The organism is Bacillus sp. FSL K6-3200 (assembly GCF_038630485.1).
In the GTDB taxonomy this organism is placed as follows: domain Bacteria; phylum Bacillota; class Bacilli; order Bacillales; family Bacillaceae; genus Bacillus; species Bacillus safensis.
Genome location: NZ_CP152032.1, coordinates 334836 through 353755, shown reverse-complemented (window position 1 = coordinate 353755; position 18920 = coordinate 334836). Strand labels below are relative to the sequence as shown.

Genomic DNA, 18920 nt, shown 5'->3' with positions numbered 1-18920 from the left:
CGGCGATCGATAAACAGATCGCCGCTTTTTTGCATATGATGAAAATGGAGGTGTTCAGCGGTATGGGTCTGATCAATACACAATATCTCATTCATCAATCATCATCATTTCAGGAGCTTGCGGCGCGCTTTGTTCCTTATTTTAAAGGGGCTGAGGAAAAAGAATGGTCGTCTATCCTCGCTCACCTGCAGCATCACGGGATGGTTCGGTCTTGGAGCTCGTGCAAAGACATGATCGACAAGCTCAAGGAAAAAGGGTACTTCAAACTTGTCATGAAAGAATATCAAACGCTTCAAAAACAGTGGGAAGGTCCAGACATTCCTGTGTTTATTTTGCCTGTCAACGAGAGCAGCAGAGAAATCAGAGAGCAATTTTATTATCAATCCGGCATGGCATTTGATGACAAGGTCTTTCTTTTTTTGTCTCCAAATACCCCGAAGGAGCGAATCGGTACATTGCTGACTCATGAATATCACCATGTATGCAGGCTGCATTTTCTCTCAAAAGAAGAAAAAGACTTTACATTCCTCGATACAATCATGATGGAGGGGCTCGCTGAATATGCTGTGTATCATAGATATGGAGAAAGCTATACAGCGAAATGGACCACCTTCTATAGCGAAGCTCAGCTTCAGCGCATGTACAAGAAATGGGTATCTGGTCATCTAGATCAAAAAGTCCAGGACGACGAAAGGCTGATACAGAATCTTCTTTATGGAAAAGGGAACTACCCTAAAATGCTTGGTTACGCCACTGGGTTTTATATCGTGAAAAAGTATTTCAATGAGCACCGAATCAGCGAGGAGTCGATGATTGCAGAGCCAGCAGAAACTTTTTTAAAGGCGATAGAATCGCAAAGTGAATAATTCGCATAAAAAGAGACATATTACAAATTTACTAAATACTTCTTGATTTCGTCATGGTGATGTAATAATATACAAATAATTCTTTTTATTTTAAAAAGACGGAATATTCAGGTTCAATTCTATTGATCTATGAAGAAAGGGGCGAATGAATGAGCACGCTGCTTGAAGTGCAAAACTTAAAAACTTATTTTTTTCGAAAAAAGGAACCGATACCTGCTGTTGATGGCGTTGATTTCAGCATCAATAGAGGAGAAACTGTCGCATTAGTCGGTGAGTCTGGGTCTGGCAAAAGCATTACGTCCTTATCCATTATGGGTCTGATTCATGGAACAGGCGGGAAAATTATGGATGGTTCCATCAAACTTGATGGAAAGGACCTTGTTACATATAGTGAAAAGGAATTATGCAACATCCGCGGTAATGATGTATCTATGATCTTTCAGGAACCCATGACCTCACTAAATCCCGTCTTAACCATCGGAGAACAAATAACAGAAATCCTCATCTATCACAAAAAACTTTCAAAAAAAGAAGCGGTCAAAAAAGCGGTTGATCTGCTGAAGCTTGTTGGTTTTTCCCGTCCGGAGCAAATCATCAAAGATTATCCGCACCGTTTATCAGGCGGCATGCGGCAAAGAGTGATGATTGCCATTGCACTAAGCTGTGATCCGAAGCTTCTCATTGCAGATGAACCGACAACTGCCCTAGATGTAACCATTCAAGCCCAGGTACTCACATTAATGAAAGATTTATGTTCTACCTTTGGTACATCTATTCTTCTTATCACACATGATTTAGGTGTCGTATCTGAAGTTGCAGATCGAGTGATTGTCATGTACTGCGGACAGGTTGTTGAAAATGGAACCGTCGAAGAATTGTTTGAACAGCCGCTTCATCCTTACACAGAAGGGTTGCTTGAATCGATTCCTGTCATTGACGGAGACATACAGCTGTTAACAGCGATCAAAGGGAATGTTCCTGCGCCAGATCAGCTTCCAGCCGGCTGCCGCTTTGCTCCTAGATGTCCGCAAGTGAAGGAACGCTGCCTGGGAGAACTGCCTAAGCTGAGAACATTTGAAGATGGCAGAAGCGTCAGATGTTTCTTATATGAGGAGGCAGACCAAACATGACCCTTGCTCAAAATCAATCACAAATAACGGAATTACCAGAGAAAGAAACGATCCTTGAACTGAAACAGATTCGAAAACATTTTCCGATTAAAGCGGGCGTCTTTCAGAAGAAAGTCGGTGCAGTGAAAGCTGTTGACGGCATAGACTTGAAGATTTATAAAGGTGAAACGTTAGGCATTGTCGGTGAGTCAGGATGCGGGAAATCCACATTAGGCCGGACAATGATCCGCCTATATGAACCAACTGACGGTCAAATCTTTTTTAAAGGGCAAGACATCACGCGCGTATCAGAATCAAAACTAAGACAATCTACACGAAAAAACATCCAAATGGTTTTTCAAGATCCCTTTGCATCACTCAACCCTAGAAAAACACTTCGAAGCATCATCAAAGAACCCTACAAAACACATCACTTATATTCCTTAAAAGAAAGAAATGAAAAAGTAGAACAGCTTTTATCAAAGGTAGGTCTTCATCCAAGTTTTGCGAACCGATATCCCCATGAATTTTCAGGCGGGCAGAGGCAGCGAATCGGCATCGCTCGTGCGCTTGCCATGAATCCCGACATGATCATCGCAGATGAGCCTGTATCAGCACTTGATGTATCCATTCAGGCGCAGGTCATTAATCTGATGGAGGGGCTTCAGGAGGAATTTGATCTTACCTATCTATTTATCTCTCACGATTTAAGTGTGGTCAGGCATATTAGCGATAGAGTCGGTGTCATGTATCTCGGCAAAATGATGGAGCTTGCCGATAAGCACAGTCTGTACGACGAACCGCTCCATCCGTATACACAGGCTCTGCTTTCTTCTGTTCCCGTCACCCGTAAAAAAGGGCAGGCGAAAAGAGAACGCATTATGCTGCAAGGTGACCTGCCGAGTCCTGCAAATCCGCCAAAAGGCTGCGTATTTCACACAAGATGCCCACATGCGAAAGAAATCTGTAAAGAAAAAGTACCTGCATTTCAAGAATTAAAAACGAACCACTTTGTTGCCTGCCACCTCTACAACGCTTGATCAAGCTTGTATGATCTCATCTTTGAGAGGGGGGATGACACAGGATTCTGTCATTATTTTTAAAAAAGAATAGGGGGAATTGTCTATGAAAGGTAGAAATAGAAAGTCCATTTTGGTCAGTTTACTGCTGATTTTTACATTAATCCTTGCTGCTTGTTCTGGTGGAAATAAAACGTCTGGAGACAGTGAAAAGAAATCCACTGGTAAACCTGTACAAGGCGGAGATCTTGTCATCGGCTCCATTGCAGAGCCAACATTATTTAACTCGCTGTATTCTACAGATGTGGCAAGCTCTGATATTGAGGAAAGAATCTACAGCTTCTTACTTCAAACAGATGGAAAGCTCAACCCTCAGCTATCGCTGGCAGAGGATATTAAAGAATCTGATGACGGCAAGCAGTTTGATGTCACCATTAGAAAAGGTGTGAAGTTTCATGATGGTGAAGAACTGACTGCTGATGATGTTGTGTTTACATACAGCATTCCGATCAATAAGGACTACAATGGGGAGCGTGGATCAGGCTTTGAAGTATTAGAGTCTGTTAAGAAGACAGGGGACTACTCGATCGAATTCAAGCTCAATAAAAAAGATCCTTATTTTTATAATGTCACATTAGGAAGCTATGGTATTTTGCCTAAGCATATTTTAGGTGATGTGCCTGTAAAAGATCTCGGTGAAAACGAATTTAACCGAAAAAAAAACCTATCGGTTCAGGTCCATTTAAATTTGCAGAATGGAAAGAAGGAGACTACGTCAAACTAGAAGCCTTTGACGATTATTGGGATGGACGCCCATACCTTGATACCGTCACAATTAAAACGATTCCTGATCAAAATGCAGCCATTGCTCAGCTGTCAGCAGGCGATATTGATTTCTTTGCTGTACCAGGAGCGGAGCTGCAAACAGCTGAAAAAGTGAGCAACATTAAAATTGAATCTGACTTAGGCCTGAATTATTCATACATTGGCTGGAACCAGAAAAATGATCTTTTTAAAAGTAAAAAGGTCCGCCAAGCGCTGACACATGCCATTGATCGTCAAACGATTGTTGACCAAGTGTTAGATGGTGACGGCAAAGTAGCCAACATCCCAGAAAGTCCGCTGTCATGGAACTACCCTAAAAATGAAAGTGTTCCAGTGTTTGAATTTGATCAAGAAAAAGCGAAAAAGATGCTGAAAGAAGAGGGCTGGGAAGATACGGATGGAGATGGCTATCTTGATAAGGATGGCAAGAAATTCTCCTTTGTCATAAAGACCAACCAAGGAAATAAAGTTCGCGAGGATATCGCTGTCGTTGTCCAGCAGCAGCTCAAAGAAATTGGTGTGGAAGCGAAGCCGCAAATTGTGGAATTCAGTGCACTCATTGAGCAGACGACACCGCCTAAATGGGATTATGATGCGCTGCTGCTCGGCTGGAGCCTTGCGACATTCCCTGATCAATTCAGCATCTTCCACTCAAGCCAGTCTGAAAAAGGCTTAAATAACATCTGGTATAAAAATAAAGAGGTCGATAAGCTGTTAGTTGATGCTAAAAAATTAAGCGACCGAAAAGAATATTCAAAGGCGTATGAAAAAATTTATAAACTGATCGCAGAAGATCAGCCGTATACGTTCCTTTACTATGCCAACTCACATCGCGCTATGCCATCTAATCTCCAAGGCTACTCTTACCACCCGAAAGATGAGTATTACAAAATCGAAAAATGGTGGCTTGAACAGTAGACTGCTAGTGAAGAAGGGGAGGATACTCCCCTTTCACCGTGAGAACAATCCCTTGCATTCGGTGTCGGTTCTCTGCGGGTGCTAAAAAGATCATTTCGTTCGCTCCGCATCAGCACGAGGATTCAAGGGTTTTCATATCACGCTGAAAAGAAGACAAAAGGCTAAAATAACATCATTTTGGCCTTTTTTTCACAGAATGGCGATCCGATGAAAAAGGAGTTGTGCATATGGTTACATATATCATTAGAAGGACATTGCTCTCGATTCCCATCTTATTGGGGATTACCATTTTGTCCTTTGCCATAATGAAAGCAGCACCAGGCGATCCGATGTCACTCATGATGGACCCTACCATTAGTGCGGCAGACCGGGAAGCCTTTATTGATAAGTACGGCTTGAACGATCCTGAATATGTGCAATATATGAAATGGCTTGGCAATATGCTTCAAGGTGACTTTGGCACATCCATTGTCAAAAAGGGAACGCCCGTGGCTGATTTGATTTTTGCCCGGCTGCCAAATACCCTCATCCTCATGATCTTTTCTACATTAGTTGCCCTGCTGATCGCCATCCCATTTGGTGTTCTTTCAGCAAAACGCCCGTATACAAAGCTTGACTATGGCATTACGGTTACATCTTTTATCGGACTGGCTATTCCAAACTTTTGGTTTGGCCTCATCCTCATTATGGTTTTATCCGTGAACTTAGGGTGGTTTCCAACTGGCGGAGTCTCTACCTTGAATGCCGATTTTAATGTGTTTGACCGGCTCCATCACATCATTTTACCAGCCTTTGTTTTAGCAACGGCTGATATGGCGGGGCTGACCCGGTACACAAGGTCGAGTATGCTTGATGTCATGAGACAGGATTACATTCGCACAGCAAGAGCGAAAGGCTTTAGAGAAAACAAAGTCATTTTTAAGCATGGTTTAAGAAACGGTCTTATGCCTGTCATAACGATTTTCGGATTGATGATACCATCCTTTATTGGCGGCGCAGTCGTGGTGGAACAAATCTTCACATGGCCTGGACTTGGAAAGCTGTTCATTGATTCTGCCTTTTCGAGAGATTATCCAGTCATTATGGCAATGACCGTTATTTCTGCAGTGCTTGTAGTGGTTGGAAATTTAATAGCGGATATTTTATATGCGATCGTTGATCCGCGTATTGAATATTAGAAGGGAGCTGAAGCACAATTGGCACAACCTAATATGGGAACACCTCCTGTTGATATCAAATTAAAGGAGGGCCTTCCGCCAAAGCCAGAGACGATGCTGCGTTTGTTTTGTGAGAAATTTTTCAAAAATAAATTGGCGGTTGCCGGCTCTATGATCTTATTGATCATTATCTTTTCTGCCATTTTCGCTCCAGTGATCGCTCCATATGCACCAGAGCATCAAGATTTATTGAAGCGGCTTCAGCCGCCAAGTGCTGAGCATTTTATGGGTACTGACAAGTTTGGCCGCGATATTTTCTCAAGGGTGCTATATGGCGCGCGGGTCTCTTTATTGGTCGGTTTCGTCTCAGTGGTCGGTGCAATCACCATTGGCACTGTCGTTGGAGCGGTCGCGGGGTATTTCAAAGGGTTTGTTGATTCCTTGTTAATGAGATTTGTGGATGTCGTGTTGTCGATTCCAGACATTTTTCTATTGATCACGCTCGTCACCATTTTCAAACCGGGCATTGATAAATTGATTTTAATCTTTGCTTTGACAGGCTGGACAACAACGGCCAGACTCATCCGCAGTGAATTCTTATCACTTCGAACAAGAGAATTCGTACTCGCAGCAAGAACCATTGGAACGAAAAATCATGTCATCATCTTTTCGCATATTTTACCGAACTGTATCGGTCCTATTATTGTGTCAGCTACATTAAAAGTAGGCTCCGTGATTTTAGCTGAATCAACGCTCAGCTACCTTGGCTTTGGTATTCAGCCGCCAACGGCAAGCTGGGGCAACATGCTCCAAGATGCACAAAATTTCTCGATTATGGTGCAAGCTTGGTGGTATCCGCTTTTCCCAGGTTTACTCATTTTGCTGACTGTTTTATGCTTTAATTTTTTAGGAGATGGGCTGAGAGATGCGCTTGATCCTAAAAAGCTGAAGTAAAGTTTAAAGGGGCTCTGCGTGCGCTCTCCGTTTCCTGAATGAAATAAAGACACGAAGCCATCATTCGCTCAGCTTGAAGTTTTGATAAAGTTGGAATAATTTCTCTATCCCTTGCCCATACTGTGGACAACAGTTTTTATAAAGTGAGGGATTGGTTATGTTATTTCTTCATGACGTATGGGTGAATTGGTTTGAAGGGGAAGAAAATGGCTACAATGTGTGTCATTTTCATGAGTGGCGCAAGGAGGACAGCGTTGAGCTGTTAGATCAAGTGCCTTTACTTAAGGTGCAGAGTCCTTTGTTTGATTACATAGAAAATGATCTTTCAGAGCTGCCGAAGACGCTGCTAGAGTCTGTATTCGAGAAATCTTATATTCGAAAAAATCATGAACGCCGTAAATTAGAGTATTGCTTTGTGGTCACAGACGGCATACGAATCATTGCCGTGGATACGATTGGGTATTCCATACCTGTGAGAAAAAGCCGCTTGATCCCAAGGCAGGAGCAGTTGGTGTATGAAATGGTGAAAGATGTGAAGGCAGAGGAATATGAATTCTCTAAGGAAAGCCTTGAATCGACGAAGGAGTATCACATTCTATCACTGCCGCCGCAGCATATCAGCGGATTAACGAGAAAAGAAAGACAGCTGAAGCAGCTGATGTTTATGGCGCTCGATCAATTAAAAGGGCTCCAAAACAGGGCGGAAATTGCGTATTGGTATACGGAATGGAACCCGCGCATGTACAACCAAATCAAACGAATGTCATTCGAAGAGATTTGGAACATGCTTTACAATGAAACCATTGATGGGTGGTCAGAGAATCATTTAGCTTTCTGTGAAAAAATGATTAAAGGACAGCCTTTTTTCGAAAAGCTTTGGGAAATGGAAAACGAATCAAAAGTAAATTAGAAAAAGCCTGCAGCGTGTTGTGCTGCAAGCTTTTTTTATTTGCGTTTTCTGCCAAGACCCATCGCATTCTCCATTTTTTTCAGCATTTTGTTCGCTGCGCGGTTTGCTTTTTCAGCACCTTCGTCTAGAATGCGGTCAAGCTCGTCTGATTCAATGAGTTCATAGTAACGATCTTGAATTGGTTTTAAAGCATCAACGACAACGTTCGCAAGATCTCCCTTAAACTCACCATACCCTTTGCCTTCATACTTTTGTTCAAGCTCTGCAATTGATATGTTGCCTAACACAGAATAAATCGTCAGCAAGTTGGCGATACCAGGCTTGTTCTCTTTGTCATACTTGACGATGCCTTCTGAATCCGTCACAGCACTTTTGATTTTCTTTTCAAGCTGCTTTGGTTCATCCAATAAGGTAATGAAGGATTTTTGGTTCGGATCAGATTTGCTCATCTTTTTCGTTGGATCTGCTAAAGACATAATCCGCGCGCCTTCTTTTGGAATTTTCACTTCAGGCACAGTGAAGATGTCATTGTACTTTCGGTTAAAGCGTTCAGCAAGCGTTCTAGTCAATTCAAGATGCTGCTTTTGGTCTTCTCCAACAGGGACTAAATCAGTACCATATAATAAAATATCGCCAGCCATTAATGGGGGATACGTTAATAGGCCTGAAACAACGGCTTCCTTACCAGCGGATTTGTCCTTAAATTGGGTCATTCTTTCTAATTCCCCAATATAAGCAACACATTGCAGCATCCATCCTGCCTGGGCGTGAGCAGGTACCTCTGATTGGATAAACAATGTCGCCTTCTCTGGATCAAGTCCAACAGCTAAATAAAGAGCTGCTAAGCTTCTAATATTTTGGCGGAGAGCTAATCGGTCCTGACTCACCGTAATCGCATGCTGATCGACGACACAAAAATAGCCATTATAGTCATGCTGCAAATCGACAAATTGCTTCATTGCTCCAATATAGTTCCCTAATGTGACTGAACCGCTCGGCTGAATACCTGAAAAAATTGTCTTTTTTGTCATACTAAAACCTCTTTTCTTCAATATAAAAAGGCCCACCCATCACTTTTCAACAGAAAAGGGACGAATGAACCGTGGTACCACCCTTGTTATTTCACATAGAAATCACTCAAGACGTTGATAACGGAGACTGCTCCGTCTAAGCCTACTCACTTTTTAGAAGTGTTCGGTTAGCTGCTCCAAAGCCCATTCCATACATGCCATTATCTGCTCACACCGGCCGCAGACTCTCTGTAAATGGTGAATATATGTACTCTTCTTTTTCATCGCAACAATATAATTTAATCCATTATAAATAAGCAAAAATCAAATGTCAAAGCCTACATATAATAAATGAAGAGCAAAATAAACATTTCAATTAGTAAGCTAAAACCTATTATTTTCATGGAGGAAAAATTGCTTTGGAAAGATGATGATAAATGTTTGTTTAAATCATCGTCAATAGTGCTCTTTTGCTTATTTAATGAATCAAATACCTTTCGAAAGCTGTAAGCTGTTTGATCAAAAAATCCACTTTTTAAAGTGATTAACGATAACCATACTAGCATAGTGCCCGATGCTAAATAAAAAGTGATGTTAATCATGCTTAAAAGAGAAATGTGCCCATAAAAAATGAAACTTAAAATGAATACAAGGAAATTAGAACTAATTAAAAGAATAAAAAATTTGATAACAATCACTCCTGCGCATTAAAACTTTACTGTACTAAAATAGCAATAAAAACGTTTAATTCAAGATTTTCACTATATAAGAAAAACGAAACAAGGAATTAAGCAGTTGTTTTAACAAAATTCATGATATCAGTTTACAATGAATCATGAAGATTGCCAATTGTATAGACAGGATTACTTCTGATTAGGTATTTAAGATCACAAAATGAAAGGAAAATACCCAATTTGTTTCAATTTTTTAATAAATTTATTAAAAAACAATCGAAATATGAAAATTTTCTTAAAAAAATGAATGCACAATTACTTATTTGCTAGTATAATAGTTCCTGTAGTTCATTTATGAAGGGGAGGTCAACAACTAGATGAAAAAGTCTAAATTTTCACTGCTTTTAGTTTTTTTATTGGTGCTGACTATTTTTGTATCTGCATGTTCAGGTAAACAAAGTAGCGACAAGGGCACTGCATCCAAAGATTCAAAACAAGAGGCTACAATTTTAGAATCACAGGAAATGCCTGCAATGGATACAATCCAAGCAAGTGATACAATTAGTTTCACAACGATGAATAACGTTTTTGAAGGTTTGTATCGATTCAACGATAAAGAAGAATTAGTACCTGGTATGGCGGATGGCGAACCAGTTGCTAACAAAGATAAAACAGTTTATAACATTAAACTGAAAGATGCAAAATGGTCTAACGGTGATCCAGTTAAAGCTCAAGACTTCGTTTATGCTTGGCAACGTGCTTTAGATCCAGAACAAAAGTCTGAGTATGGCCCATATATGATGGTAGGTAAAATCAAAAATGCTGATAAGGTTTACAACAAAAAAGCAAAGCCTGACGAACTAGGAATTAAAGCTGTAAGTGATAAAGAGTTGCAAATTACACTTGAAAAACCAATTCCTTACTTCCAATCTCTACTTTCATTCCCAACTTTCTATCCAGTGAATGAAAAGTTCGTTAAAGAACAAGGTGATAAATATGCGAAAACTGCAAAAAACCTTGTATACAATGGCCCATATGAACTTTCTTCTTGGGATGGACCACAAGCAACTACTTGGGAATACAAAAAGAATGAAGAATATTGGGACAAAAAGAACGTCTCTATGACAAAACTTACTTTTAAAGTATCTAAAGATCCACAGGCAGCTGTTAACGCATTCGAAGCTGGAGAAGCTGATATTACACCTAAATTATCAACTCCTGCAATCATCTCTCAATACGAAGGTGATAAGCGAATGAAAAGATTACTAGAGCCTACAGTGTTCTGGTTGAAAATGAACCAAGGAAATAAATCTCTAAAGAATGAAAACATTCGTCGTGCAATTGCAACAGCAATTGACAAAGAAGCGTTTGTAAAAGATGTATTGCAGAATGGTTCAGTTGCTGCATACTATCAAATTCCAAAAGACTTTGTACATGATGAAAACGGAAAAGACTTCCGTGATGGAACGCCTAAATACTTAGAAACAAACAAAGATGAAGCTAAGAAACTTTTCGAAAAAGGTCTAAAAGAATTAGGAACGTCTAAAGTAACGCTTAATTACTTAGGTGATGATTCTGAGACAGCTAAAACAATCGGAGCTTTCATTAAAGATCAGCTTGAAAAAACTTTACCTGGCTTAGACATCAATATTCAAAGTGTTCCTTTCGCTACTCGTATTGATCGTGATAAGAAAGAGGATTACGATCTACAGATGGCTGGATGGGGTCCTGATTATCTTGATCCAATCACATTCTCTGACTTATTTATCACAGGTGGCGGAAACAACCACATGGGATACTCTGATAAGAAATATGATCAGCTGCTAAAAGATGCATCTGGCAAATTAGCTGCTAAACCTGAAGAACGCTGGAAAGCTTTACAAGAAGCTGAAAAAGTATTACTACAAGATGACGCAGCACTTTCACCAATTTATCAGAGAGCAACTAACTATCTGATTAATAATAAAGTTAAAGGGTTTGTCATTCACAAGGTTGGACCAGAATTCAGCTACAAATGGATGAAAATTGAAGGATAATTAACAATCTTATAGAAAAGAGAGTGTATTCTCTGAATATACTCTCTTTTTCACTGAAAGAAATATGTCGAAATATACAGAAAAGTCAGTTTTATCAGGAGGTGCAAGTATGCTGAAATACTTAATTAGACGGGTTGGCTTCATGGTCGTTACCCTCTTCATCATTGTTTCAATCACTTTTTTCTTAATGAAACTCATTCCGGGTTCTCCTTTTGTTAATGCACAAAAGTTATCAGAAGCTCAACAAGCTGTACTTAATGCAAAATATGGGCTAGATCAGCCTATCCCAGTTCAATACTTTCATTACTTGATTAATACATTCACTGGAGATTTAGGTGTTTCATTCCAATTCAACAATACCTCCGTAACAGAACTCCTTTCATACCGAGTAGGACCATCTGCTGTCCTAGGCCTTCAAGCGATTATTATAGGAACGATTGTTGGTATCTTCTTGGGAGTAGTTGGAGCTTTAAGGCAGAACACATGGGTAGATTACTCTGCTACTTTCTTGGCAGTTATCGGTAAATCAATACCGAGTTTTGTATTCGCGGGATTACTTCAATACTATATTGCGGTGAAATTGGGTCTATTACCAACTCAATTTTGGAATGGGTTCGAGTATACAATCTTGCCTACTATCGCATTAGCAATGTTCCCTATTTCCATTTGTGCACGTTTTATGCGAACAGAAATGGTTGAAGTTCTTGAGACAGACTATATTTTGCTGGCAAAGGCAAAAGGAGCAGGCTATTTTGAAATCGCATTTAAGCATGCAATGAGAAATGCTTTGATCCCTGTTGTTACAGTTCTTGGTCCACTAACTGTTAGTTTAATGACGGGATCTCTTGTAATCGAAAAAATCTTCTCGATTCCTGGAATTGGTGAGCAGTTTGTTAAAGCAATTACCGTAAATGACTATCCAGTTATTATGGGAACAACAATTTTATTCGCTGTTCTTTTTGTTGTGGTTGTATTTATTGTCGATATTCTATATGGAATTATCGATCCGAGAATTCGTGTAGCAGGGGGTAACAAATGATGAAACAGCAAGAAGAAAATATTGATAAAAGTCTATTTGAGCCCGCTGGTGTTGATACATTTTCTGCTGAAAAAATTGAGAAACCTAGTCTAAATTATTGGCAAGATGCTTGGCTTAGAATCAAAAAGAATAAAGCCGCAGTTGTAAGTTTGGTGATTTTACTTTTAATTGTATTCATGGCAATTGTCGGACCGTTAATTAGTGGCAAAGATTTTAGTACTCAGACAACGTCTGAAGCGAACCTGCCACCTCGAATCCAAGGATTAGAGCATGTTAGTTTTCTTCCATTTACTGGGGAGAGAACGCTGAAAAATGGTGATGTAGTCAATCCTTATGAACAAAAAGGAATTGATCATTACTACTGGTTCGGTACAGATAATCTTGGGAGAGATCTATTTACACGTGTGTGGAAAGGAACTCAAATCTCACTGCTTATTGCTGTTGTTGCAGCTGTGATCGATTTAATTATTGGTGTTGCTTATGGTGCTATTTCTGGTTATTTTGGCGGGAAAATTGATAATGCGATGCAACGTGTTTTAGAGGTTCTGATGGGGATTCCCAACTTGATCGTTGTCATATTAATGATTCTCGTCTTAAAGCCAGGGATTATTCCAATTATTATTGCTCTAAGTATTACCGGGTGGATCAGTATGGCGAGGGTTGTACGAGCCCAAGTCATGAAGCTGAAAGAACAGGAATATGTACTAGCCGCTAGAACTTTGGGATTAAGCAACTTTAAAATTATCTTTAAACACATGTTGCCTAACTTAACAGGTGTGATGATTATTAATACAATGTTCACCATTCCTAGTGCAATTTTCTTCGAAGCTTTCTTAAGCTTTATCGGTTTAGGTCTCCAAGAGCCACAAGCTTCACTAGGGACGTTAATTGAAGACGGATTTAAATCAATGATCGCTTTCCCATATCAGATGGTTTATCCAGCAATTATCATTAGTGTTATCATGATCGTCTTTAACCTTGTTGCCGACGGTGTGAGAGATGCACTTGATCCAAAAATGAAAGATTAGTACGGGACGGTGATGATGATGAATAAACAAGAAACCATTCTAACAGTAAACGACTTAAATATCTCATTTCACACGTTCGCTGGGGAAGTTAAGGCGATAAGAGGTGTGAACTTTGATCTGAAAAAAGGCGAGACACTTGCCATTGTAGGAGAATCAGGTTCAGGAAAATCAGTTACTTCTAAATCAATCATGGGGCTGCTTCCTAGATCTAACTCTGAAGTGAAAAAAGGAGAGATTTTGTTTCAAGATAAAGATTTGACGAAACTTTCTGATAAGCAAATGCAAAAAATACGTGGAAAAGATATTGCAATGGTCTTTCAAGATCCAATGACATCGTTGAATCCTACAATGACAATTGGCAAACAAATTATAGAACCGATCTTAAAACATCAAAATGCTAGTAAAGAAGAGGCTAAAAAAAGGGCGCTTGAATTACTTAGTCTTGTAGGCATCCCAAAACCTGAACAAAGATTTAAGCAATATCCTCATCAATTTTCTGGAGGGATGAGACAAAGGGTTGTGGTGGCAATTGCACTTGCTTGTAATCCAAAAATATTAATTGCAGATGAGCCAACTACAGCGTTAGATGTAACAATTCAGGCGCAAATTTTAGAACTGATGAAGGATCTTCAAAAGAAAATTGAAACATCAATTATCTTTATTACGCATGATTTAGGTGTTGTTGCGAATGTAGCAGATCGTGTAGCGGTTATGTATGGTGGTCAAATTGTTGAAATTGGTACAGTTGATGAGATTTTCTATAACCCGAAACATCCTTATACTTGGGGCTTATTAAGTTCGATGCCAAGCCTGGACACAAAAGAGGAGAAATTATTCGCAATTCCTGGAACACCCCCGGATTTGCTAAACCCTCCAAAAGGCGATCCATTTGCTGCTAGAAATCAATATGCAATGAAAATCGATTTTGAACAGCAACCGCCTTTATATCAAGTGTCAGAAACGCATTATGCAGCGACATGGCTATTACACCCCAACGCACCTAAAGTAGAACCTCCTGAATCAATTAAGCAAAGAATGCGACAATTTAAAGCGCAAAAAGGGGGGGATCACATTGAGTGAAAAAGATGTTATTTTACAAGTGAAAAATCTTAAACAATATTTTAATGTGGGCAAACCAAATGAAGTAAAAGCTGTTGATGATGTTAGCTTTGACATATATAGAGGGGAAACATTGGGGCTAGTAGGTGAGTCTGGCTGTGGAAAATCAACTACAGGCAGAACCATTATTCGATTATATAATGCAACAGGTGGAGAGGTTATTTTTAATGGACAAAATGTTCATGATAAAAAATCGACCACTGATCTTAAGCAATTTAATCGTAAGATGCAAATGATCTTTCAGGATCCATATGCCTCCCTCAATCCAAGAATGAAAGTTGAGGATATCATTGCAGAGGGCATCGACATTCATGGCCTTGCGAATACTAAGCAGGCGCGTAAAGAGCGTGTGTTCCAATTACTTGAAACTGTTGGCTTGAACAAAGAGCATGCGAACAGATACCCGCATGAATTCTCAGGTGGTCAAAGGCAGCGTATCGGAATTGCACGTGCATTAGCAGTTGAGCCAGATTTCATCATCGCTGATGAACCAATCTCTGCATTAGACGTGTCGATCCAAGCGCAGGTCGTCAACTTATTGAAAGAGCTTCAAGAGGAAAAAGGCTTAACGTATTTATTCATTGCGCATGACCTGTCCATGGTAAAATACATCAGCGATCGTATCGGCGTGATGTATTTCGGAAAATTGGTTGAGCTGGCACCAGCGAATGAATTATACGAAAACCCGCTGCATCCATATACAAAATCATTGCTGTCTGCGATTCCGCTCCCAGATCCTGATTATGAGCGTAACCGCAAACGAATCAAGTATGATCCATCTGTTCATAAAGGAACAAACACCGAGTTCCGTGAAGTGAAGCCGGGTCACTTTGTGAGCTGCACAGAGGAAGAATTCAAAGAGCTTCAAGCGAAACAATCATAAGAAGAAAGAAGCACTGCTAAGTCAGTGCTTCTTTTTTTATTTTAAAAAAACAAGATGATGGTAATTTTTAGTTAAGTACAAGCAAATACCGGAGGAAATCATATGTCCATTTGGAAAACTTATCGTTATTCATTACTTCATGTTCTCATTGTATTCATGCTTTTTTCAACGTCTTTTTTCACGAAACCAAACGGAGGAAAGTGGATGCTTGCGTTTATGGTGCTCATTGGGATTGTGTCTTTATCGGTGGAATATATGCTTAACCGGAATACAAGTGGTCAGAAGCAAGAGACACGGCGTGTAAAATATCTTTATTTGATCATGTTTCAAATTGCGATGACACTGATCCTGTTTGTCTGCATTCAACTCGTCATGAATCGTTCGTTATAAAACTTTTTTTACGTTAATTGAAAAAAAATGAAACTACTTAAGAGTTTGCTGCGTCTTACTAGTACAGGCGTTTAAATAGCAGGAAATCGGGAATATCTAAGGAAGTGGTTCTTAACTATAGCATAAGGAGCAGATCCATGAATTGGTATGAAAAGCTCAGTGAATACTTCCCGATAGAAGAAATGAAGTCAAAAGAGCATATGGAAGCTTTATTAAAGGAAAGAAGTGATATTTATCATAAGGAGGAAGGACCTCATCATGTGATGATGTACGCCGAATTTGATTCTTTCATCTTTATTGATTATTTATTTGTTTCCAAAGATGCAAGAGGTGAAGGCCTCGGATCAAAGCTTATTCATAAGCTGAAGGAAAAAAAGAAACCGATCTTGCTTGAGGTTGAGCCTGTAGATGAAGATGATGCAGATACTGCAAAACGCCTAAAGTTTTACCAAAGAGAGCACTTCAAGCATGCAGAATCAATCGGTTATAAACGCAGGTCACTTGCAACAAATGAAGTGAACCGCATGGAAATTCTTTATTGGTCGCCTCTTACAAATCATGAGGAAGAGATCATGGAAGCCATGAGGAAGACCTATGAACGAATCCATACGTATAAAGATGAAGAATGGTATGGACAATCGTATGAGGACGTTGATGATGTATTGAAGATCATTGAAAATAGAAAGCAAAAAAATATTTTCGATCATCTCGACTAAATGAGAATGTTCAGACATCAAGCAGCACCACAAAATGAATGAAATTGTCTAGTTTTTGTCACAAAAATTGCAAGAAAATCTGTTCACACTTACTTTTTTATAGTATAATCACTATAAAGATTACTTATTTAGAACAATTTTAATTTAAGAATACAGATCAATATTCATTCTACAAATTGAGGAGTGAAGATTTATGGTAACATTATACACATCACCAAGCTGTACATCATGTAGAAAAGCAAGAGCGTGGTTAGAAGAGCACAATATCCCATATCAAGAGAGAAACATTTTTTCTGAGCCTCTTTCAATCGATGAAATCAAAGAAATTCTTCGAATGACAGAAGACGGTACAGATGAAATTATCTCAACACGTTCAAAAGTATTCCAAAAACTAAATGTCAATGTTGAGACAATGCCGCTTCAACAATTGTATAAACTAATCAATGAGCATCCAGGTCTTCTGCGTCGTCCAATTATTTTGGATGAAAAAAGACTACAAGTTGGATACAATGAAGATGAAATTAGACGTTTCTTACCAAGAACGGTTCGTACATTCCAACTAAGAGAAGCTCAGCGACTTGCTAACTAATAGAAAAACAAAAAGCTGCCGATCATTTGGCAGCTTTTTTTATTTGTTTTCAGCCGTTTGCTCGTAAAAGAGGCTGGCTAATATGACCACTATGACGGTTAAAAACGGAAGCATTAATTCAAGCGTGGCATGCTGTGCCATAAATTCAGTCAATTTCACATCACGCACAATCATTTCGCCGCCTGTAAAGGCCAAGAGCGCGCTTCCTCCGTATAAAAGAAACGGAAATTTGGTTAAAGCTGCATGAATCAGCTTGCTTCCCCAAATAATAATCGGTACAGAAATCATGAGGCCAAACGCGGTCAGAAGCATATTGCCTTTTGCTGCACCTGCAACTGCGATGACATTATCAAGTGACATAAAGAGGTCGGCAATCACAATGGTTTGAACCGCACGCCAAAGGGAGCCGCTGCTCTTAATCCGAATGGATTCCTTCTTTTGTTCAATTAACAGATTGTATCCTATATAAAGGAGAAAAAGACCGCCAATAAATTGCAAATAAGGGATAGTCAATAAATAAACTGCGGCACCAGTCATTGTAATTCTCATCAGCACGGCTAAAAGTGTGCCGATCCAAATGGCTTTATTGCGTTTGTCATTTGATAAGCTTCGACTGGCCATCGCGATGATGAGCGCATTATCTCCGCCTAAAATTAGGTCTATTCCAATAATCATCAGTAAGGATACGATCCACTCTGTTTCCATCCATTTCACCTCATGTCCCAAATAGAGCTCGTACAACCAATATATGAGGACAATTCAAATATATGTTTCTGCAAGTTTTCTCTGCAAAAAATGCGTTTTTATTTCTTTTATTCATGTTTTATCATAAAATAGACAGTACGAAGCAATACCTCAATTCTTTAAACGGTTAACATGTAGACGGAACGGGTAAAGTGTAGTAAAGTACTATTAATTGGGAGCTTGTATGTCCCTTCAACATCTTATATAGAAGGGAAGGTTGGCAAAATGGAAATCGAAAGAATAAATGAACATACAGTCAAATTTTATATTTCCTACGGTGATATTGAAGATCGCGGATTTGACCGTGAAGAGATTTGGTATAATCGTGAGCGCAGTGAAGAGCTGTTTTGGGAAGTAATGGACGAAGTGCACGAAGAAGAAGAATTTGCAGTAGAGGGACCGCTTTGGATTCAAGTACAGGCACTTGACAAAGGTCTTGAAATTGTCGTGACTAAAGCCCAACTTTCTAAAGATGGACAAAAGCTCGAATTGCCGATTCCAGAAGATAAAAAAGGTCAAACAGATGAAGAAAGCTTAGACGCACTGCTTGATGATTTTAATAAAGAAGAGCAAGATCAAGAAGACCATAATGAGAAGGACAAAAAACTTCAACTTCAATTTGTGTTAAAAATGGATGACTTTGAAGATTTGATTGCACTTTCTCAATTAAATATGCAGGATTTTACCACAAGTTTATATTCGTTTGAAAACCGTTATTATCTATATGTTGACTTCCACGAGGATTTGTCAGATGAGCAAGTGGATAATAAGCTCAGCATTTTGCTTGAATACGCACATGAATCAGTGGTCAGCATCTACAGACTGAAAGAATACGGTCAGCTGATTATCGAAGGGAATGCCCTTGAAACGATTCAACAGCACTTCTCGTAACTTACAAAAAGTCGATTTCTATAGAGGAATCGACTTTTTTATC

18 protein-coding genes, 1 pseudogene and 1 other annotated feature are annotated in these 18920 nt (G+C 39.4%); of the genes and pseudogenes, 16 read left to right on the top strand and 3 right to left on the bottom strand.

Features of this window, described 5'->3' with window-relative positions:
- Positions 1–62 precede the first annotated feature (62 nt).
- The 7 genes and pseudogenes from MHI60_RS01895 to MHI60_RS01865 all read left to right on the top strand — a co-directional run bounded on the left by MHI60_RS01895 (position 63) and on the right by MHI60_RS01865 (position 7758).
- The gene (locus tag MHI60_RS01895) at positions 63–866 is read left to right on the top strand and encodes a DUF2268 domain-containing protein (RefSeq protein WP_095408191.1); all 804 of its coding nucleotides are present in this window, start codon (positions 63–65) and stop codon (positions 864–866) included.
- Positions 867–1015: 149 nt separating this feature from the next.
- The gene (locus MHI60_RS01890; RefSeq protein ID WP_144470149.1) at positions 1016–1996 is read left to right on the top strand and encodes an ABC transporter ATP-binding protein; all 981 of its coding nucleotides are present in this window, start codon (positions 1016–1018) and stop codon (positions 1994–1996) included.
- The gene (locus tag MHI60_RS01885; protein WP_144470151.1) at positions 1993–3015 is read left to right on the top strand and encodes a dipeptide ABC transporter ATP-binding protein; all 1023 of its coding nucleotides are present in this window, start codon (positions 1993–1995) and stop codon (positions 3013–3015) included. The genes MHI60_RS01890 and MHI60_RS01885 overlap by 4 nt, the downstream gene beginning before the upstream one ends.
- A gap of 85 nt (positions 3016–3100) precedes the next feature.
- Positions 3101–4737, top strand: a pseudogene (locus tag MHI60_RS01880) (peptide-binding protein).
- A gap of 227 nt (positions 4738–4964) precedes the next feature.
- A complete protein-coding gene (locus MHI60_RS01875; protein WP_034621771.1) occupies positions 4965–5915 on the top strand; it encodes an ABC transporter permease in 951 nt (316 codons plus the stop codon).
- A gap of 33 nt (positions 5916–5948) precedes the next feature.
- Positions 5949–6848, top strand: coding sequence for an oligopeptide ABC transporter permease (gene opp4C, locus MHI60_RS01870; protein WP_144471498.1), 900 nt, complete (start codon positions 5949–5951; stop codon positions 6846–6848).
- A gap of 157 nt (positions 6849–7005) precedes the next feature.
- Positions 7006–7758, top strand: coding sequence for a YjbA family protein (locus MHI60_RS01865; RefSeq protein ID WP_048238479.1), 753 nt, complete (start codon positions 7006–7008; stop codon positions 7756–7758).
- A 35-nt stretch (positions 7759–7793) separates the two neighbouring features.
- Here MHI60_RS01865 and trpS read toward each other — a convergent pair whose 3' ends face one another.
- Positions 7794–8789: a tryptophan--tRNA ligase gene (gene trpS / locus MHI60_RS01860; protein ID WP_048238480.1), complete on the bottom strand. Its 996-nt coding sequence runs from the start codon at positions 8787–8789 to the stop codon at positions 7794–7796.
- Positions 8790–8842: 53 nt separating this feature from the next.
- Positions 8843–9062 (bottom strand) — a binding site (T-box leader).
- Between the two features lie 44 nt (positions 9063–9106).
- Positions 9107–9334: a DUF3899 domain-containing protein gene (locus tag MHI60_RS01855; RefSeq protein ID WP_242058398.1), complete on the bottom strand. Its 228-nt coding sequence runs from the start codon at positions 9332–9334 to the stop codon at positions 9107–9109.
- Between the two features lie 485 nt (positions 9335–9819).
- Between MHI60_RS01855 and MHI60_RS01850 the strand changes: the two genes are divergently transcribed.
- The 8 genes from MHI60_RS01850 to spxA all read left to right on the top strand — a co-directional run bounded on the left by MHI60_RS01850 (position 9820) and on the right by spxA (position 17242).
- The gene (locus tag MHI60_RS01850) at positions 9820–11478 is read left to right on the top strand and encodes a peptide ABC transporter substrate-binding protein (RefSeq protein WP_144470157.1); all 1659 of its coding nucleotides are present in this window, start codon (positions 9820–9822) and stop codon (positions 11476–11478) included.
- 109 nt (positions 11479–11587) lie between these two features.
- Positions 11588–12517 carry an oligopeptide ABC transporter permease gene (gene opp3b, locus MHI60_RS01845; RefSeq protein ID WP_039177817.1) on the top strand — a complete coding sequence of 310 codons (930 nt, stop codon included), beginning with the start codon at positions 11588–11590 and terminating at the stop codon, positions 12515–12517.
- Positions 12517–13545, top strand: a complete 1029-nt coding sequence (opp3C, locus tag MHI60_RS01840; protein ID WP_075623695.1) for an oligopeptide ABC transporter permease — start codon at positions 12517–12519, stop codon at positions 13543–13545. The genes opp3b and opp3C overlap by 1 nt, the downstream gene beginning before the upstream one ends.
- Before the next feature lie 18 nt (positions 13546–13563).
- On the top strand, positions 13564–14625 hold the full coding sequence (locus tag MHI60_RS01835; protein ID WP_144485520.1) for an ABC transporter ATP-binding protein: 1062 nt from the start codon (positions 13564–13566) through the stop codon (positions 14623–14625).
- Positions 14618–15547 carry an ATP-binding cassette domain-containing protein gene (locus tag MHI60_RS01830; RefSeq protein WP_144470159.1) on the top strand — a complete coding sequence of 310 codons (930 nt, stop codon included), beginning with the start codon at positions 14618–14620 and terminating at the stop codon, positions 15545–15547. Before MHI60_RS01835 ends, MHI60_RS01830 begins: the two co-directional genes overlap by 8 nt.
- A gap of 102 nt (positions 15548–15649) precedes the next feature.
- The gene (locus MHI60_RS01825) at positions 15650–15937 is read left to right on the top strand and encodes a hypothetical protein (RefSeq protein ID WP_144485518.1); all 288 of its coding nucleotides are present in this window, start codon (positions 15650–15652) and stop codon (positions 15935–15937) included.
- Positions 15938–16074: 137 nt separating this feature from the next.
- Positions 16075–16653 (top strand): GNAT family N-acetyltransferase, encoded by a 579-nt coding sequence (locus tag MHI60_RS01820; RefSeq protein ID WP_024425040.1) that lies wholly within the window; start codon positions 16075–16077, stop codon positions 16651–16653.
- A 193-nt stretch (positions 16654–16846) separates the two neighbouring features.
- Positions 16847–17242 (top strand): transcriptional regulator SpxA, encoded by a 396-nt coding sequence (gene spxA, locus MHI60_RS01815; RefSeq protein WP_003211421.1) that lies wholly within the window; start codon positions 16847–16849, stop codon positions 17240–17242.
- Positions 17243–17281: 39 nt separating this feature from the next.
- Here the strand turns inward: spxA and MHI60_RS01810 are convergent, their stop codons facing one another.
- Positions 17282–17947 (bottom strand): TerC family protein, encoded by a 666-nt coding sequence (locus MHI60_RS01810; RefSeq protein WP_144470163.1) that lies wholly within the window; start codon positions 17945–17947, stop codon positions 17282–17284.
- A 264-nt stretch (positions 17948–18211) separates the two neighbouring features.
- On the opposite strand from MHI60_RS01810, the gene mecA reads away from it, so the two are divergent.
- A complete protein-coding gene (gene mecA, locus MHI60_RS01805; RefSeq protein WP_144485516.1) occupies positions 18212–18877 on the top strand; it encodes an adaptor protein MecA in 666 nt (221 codons plus the stop codon).
- Positions 18878–18920: the final 43 nt, after the last annotated feature.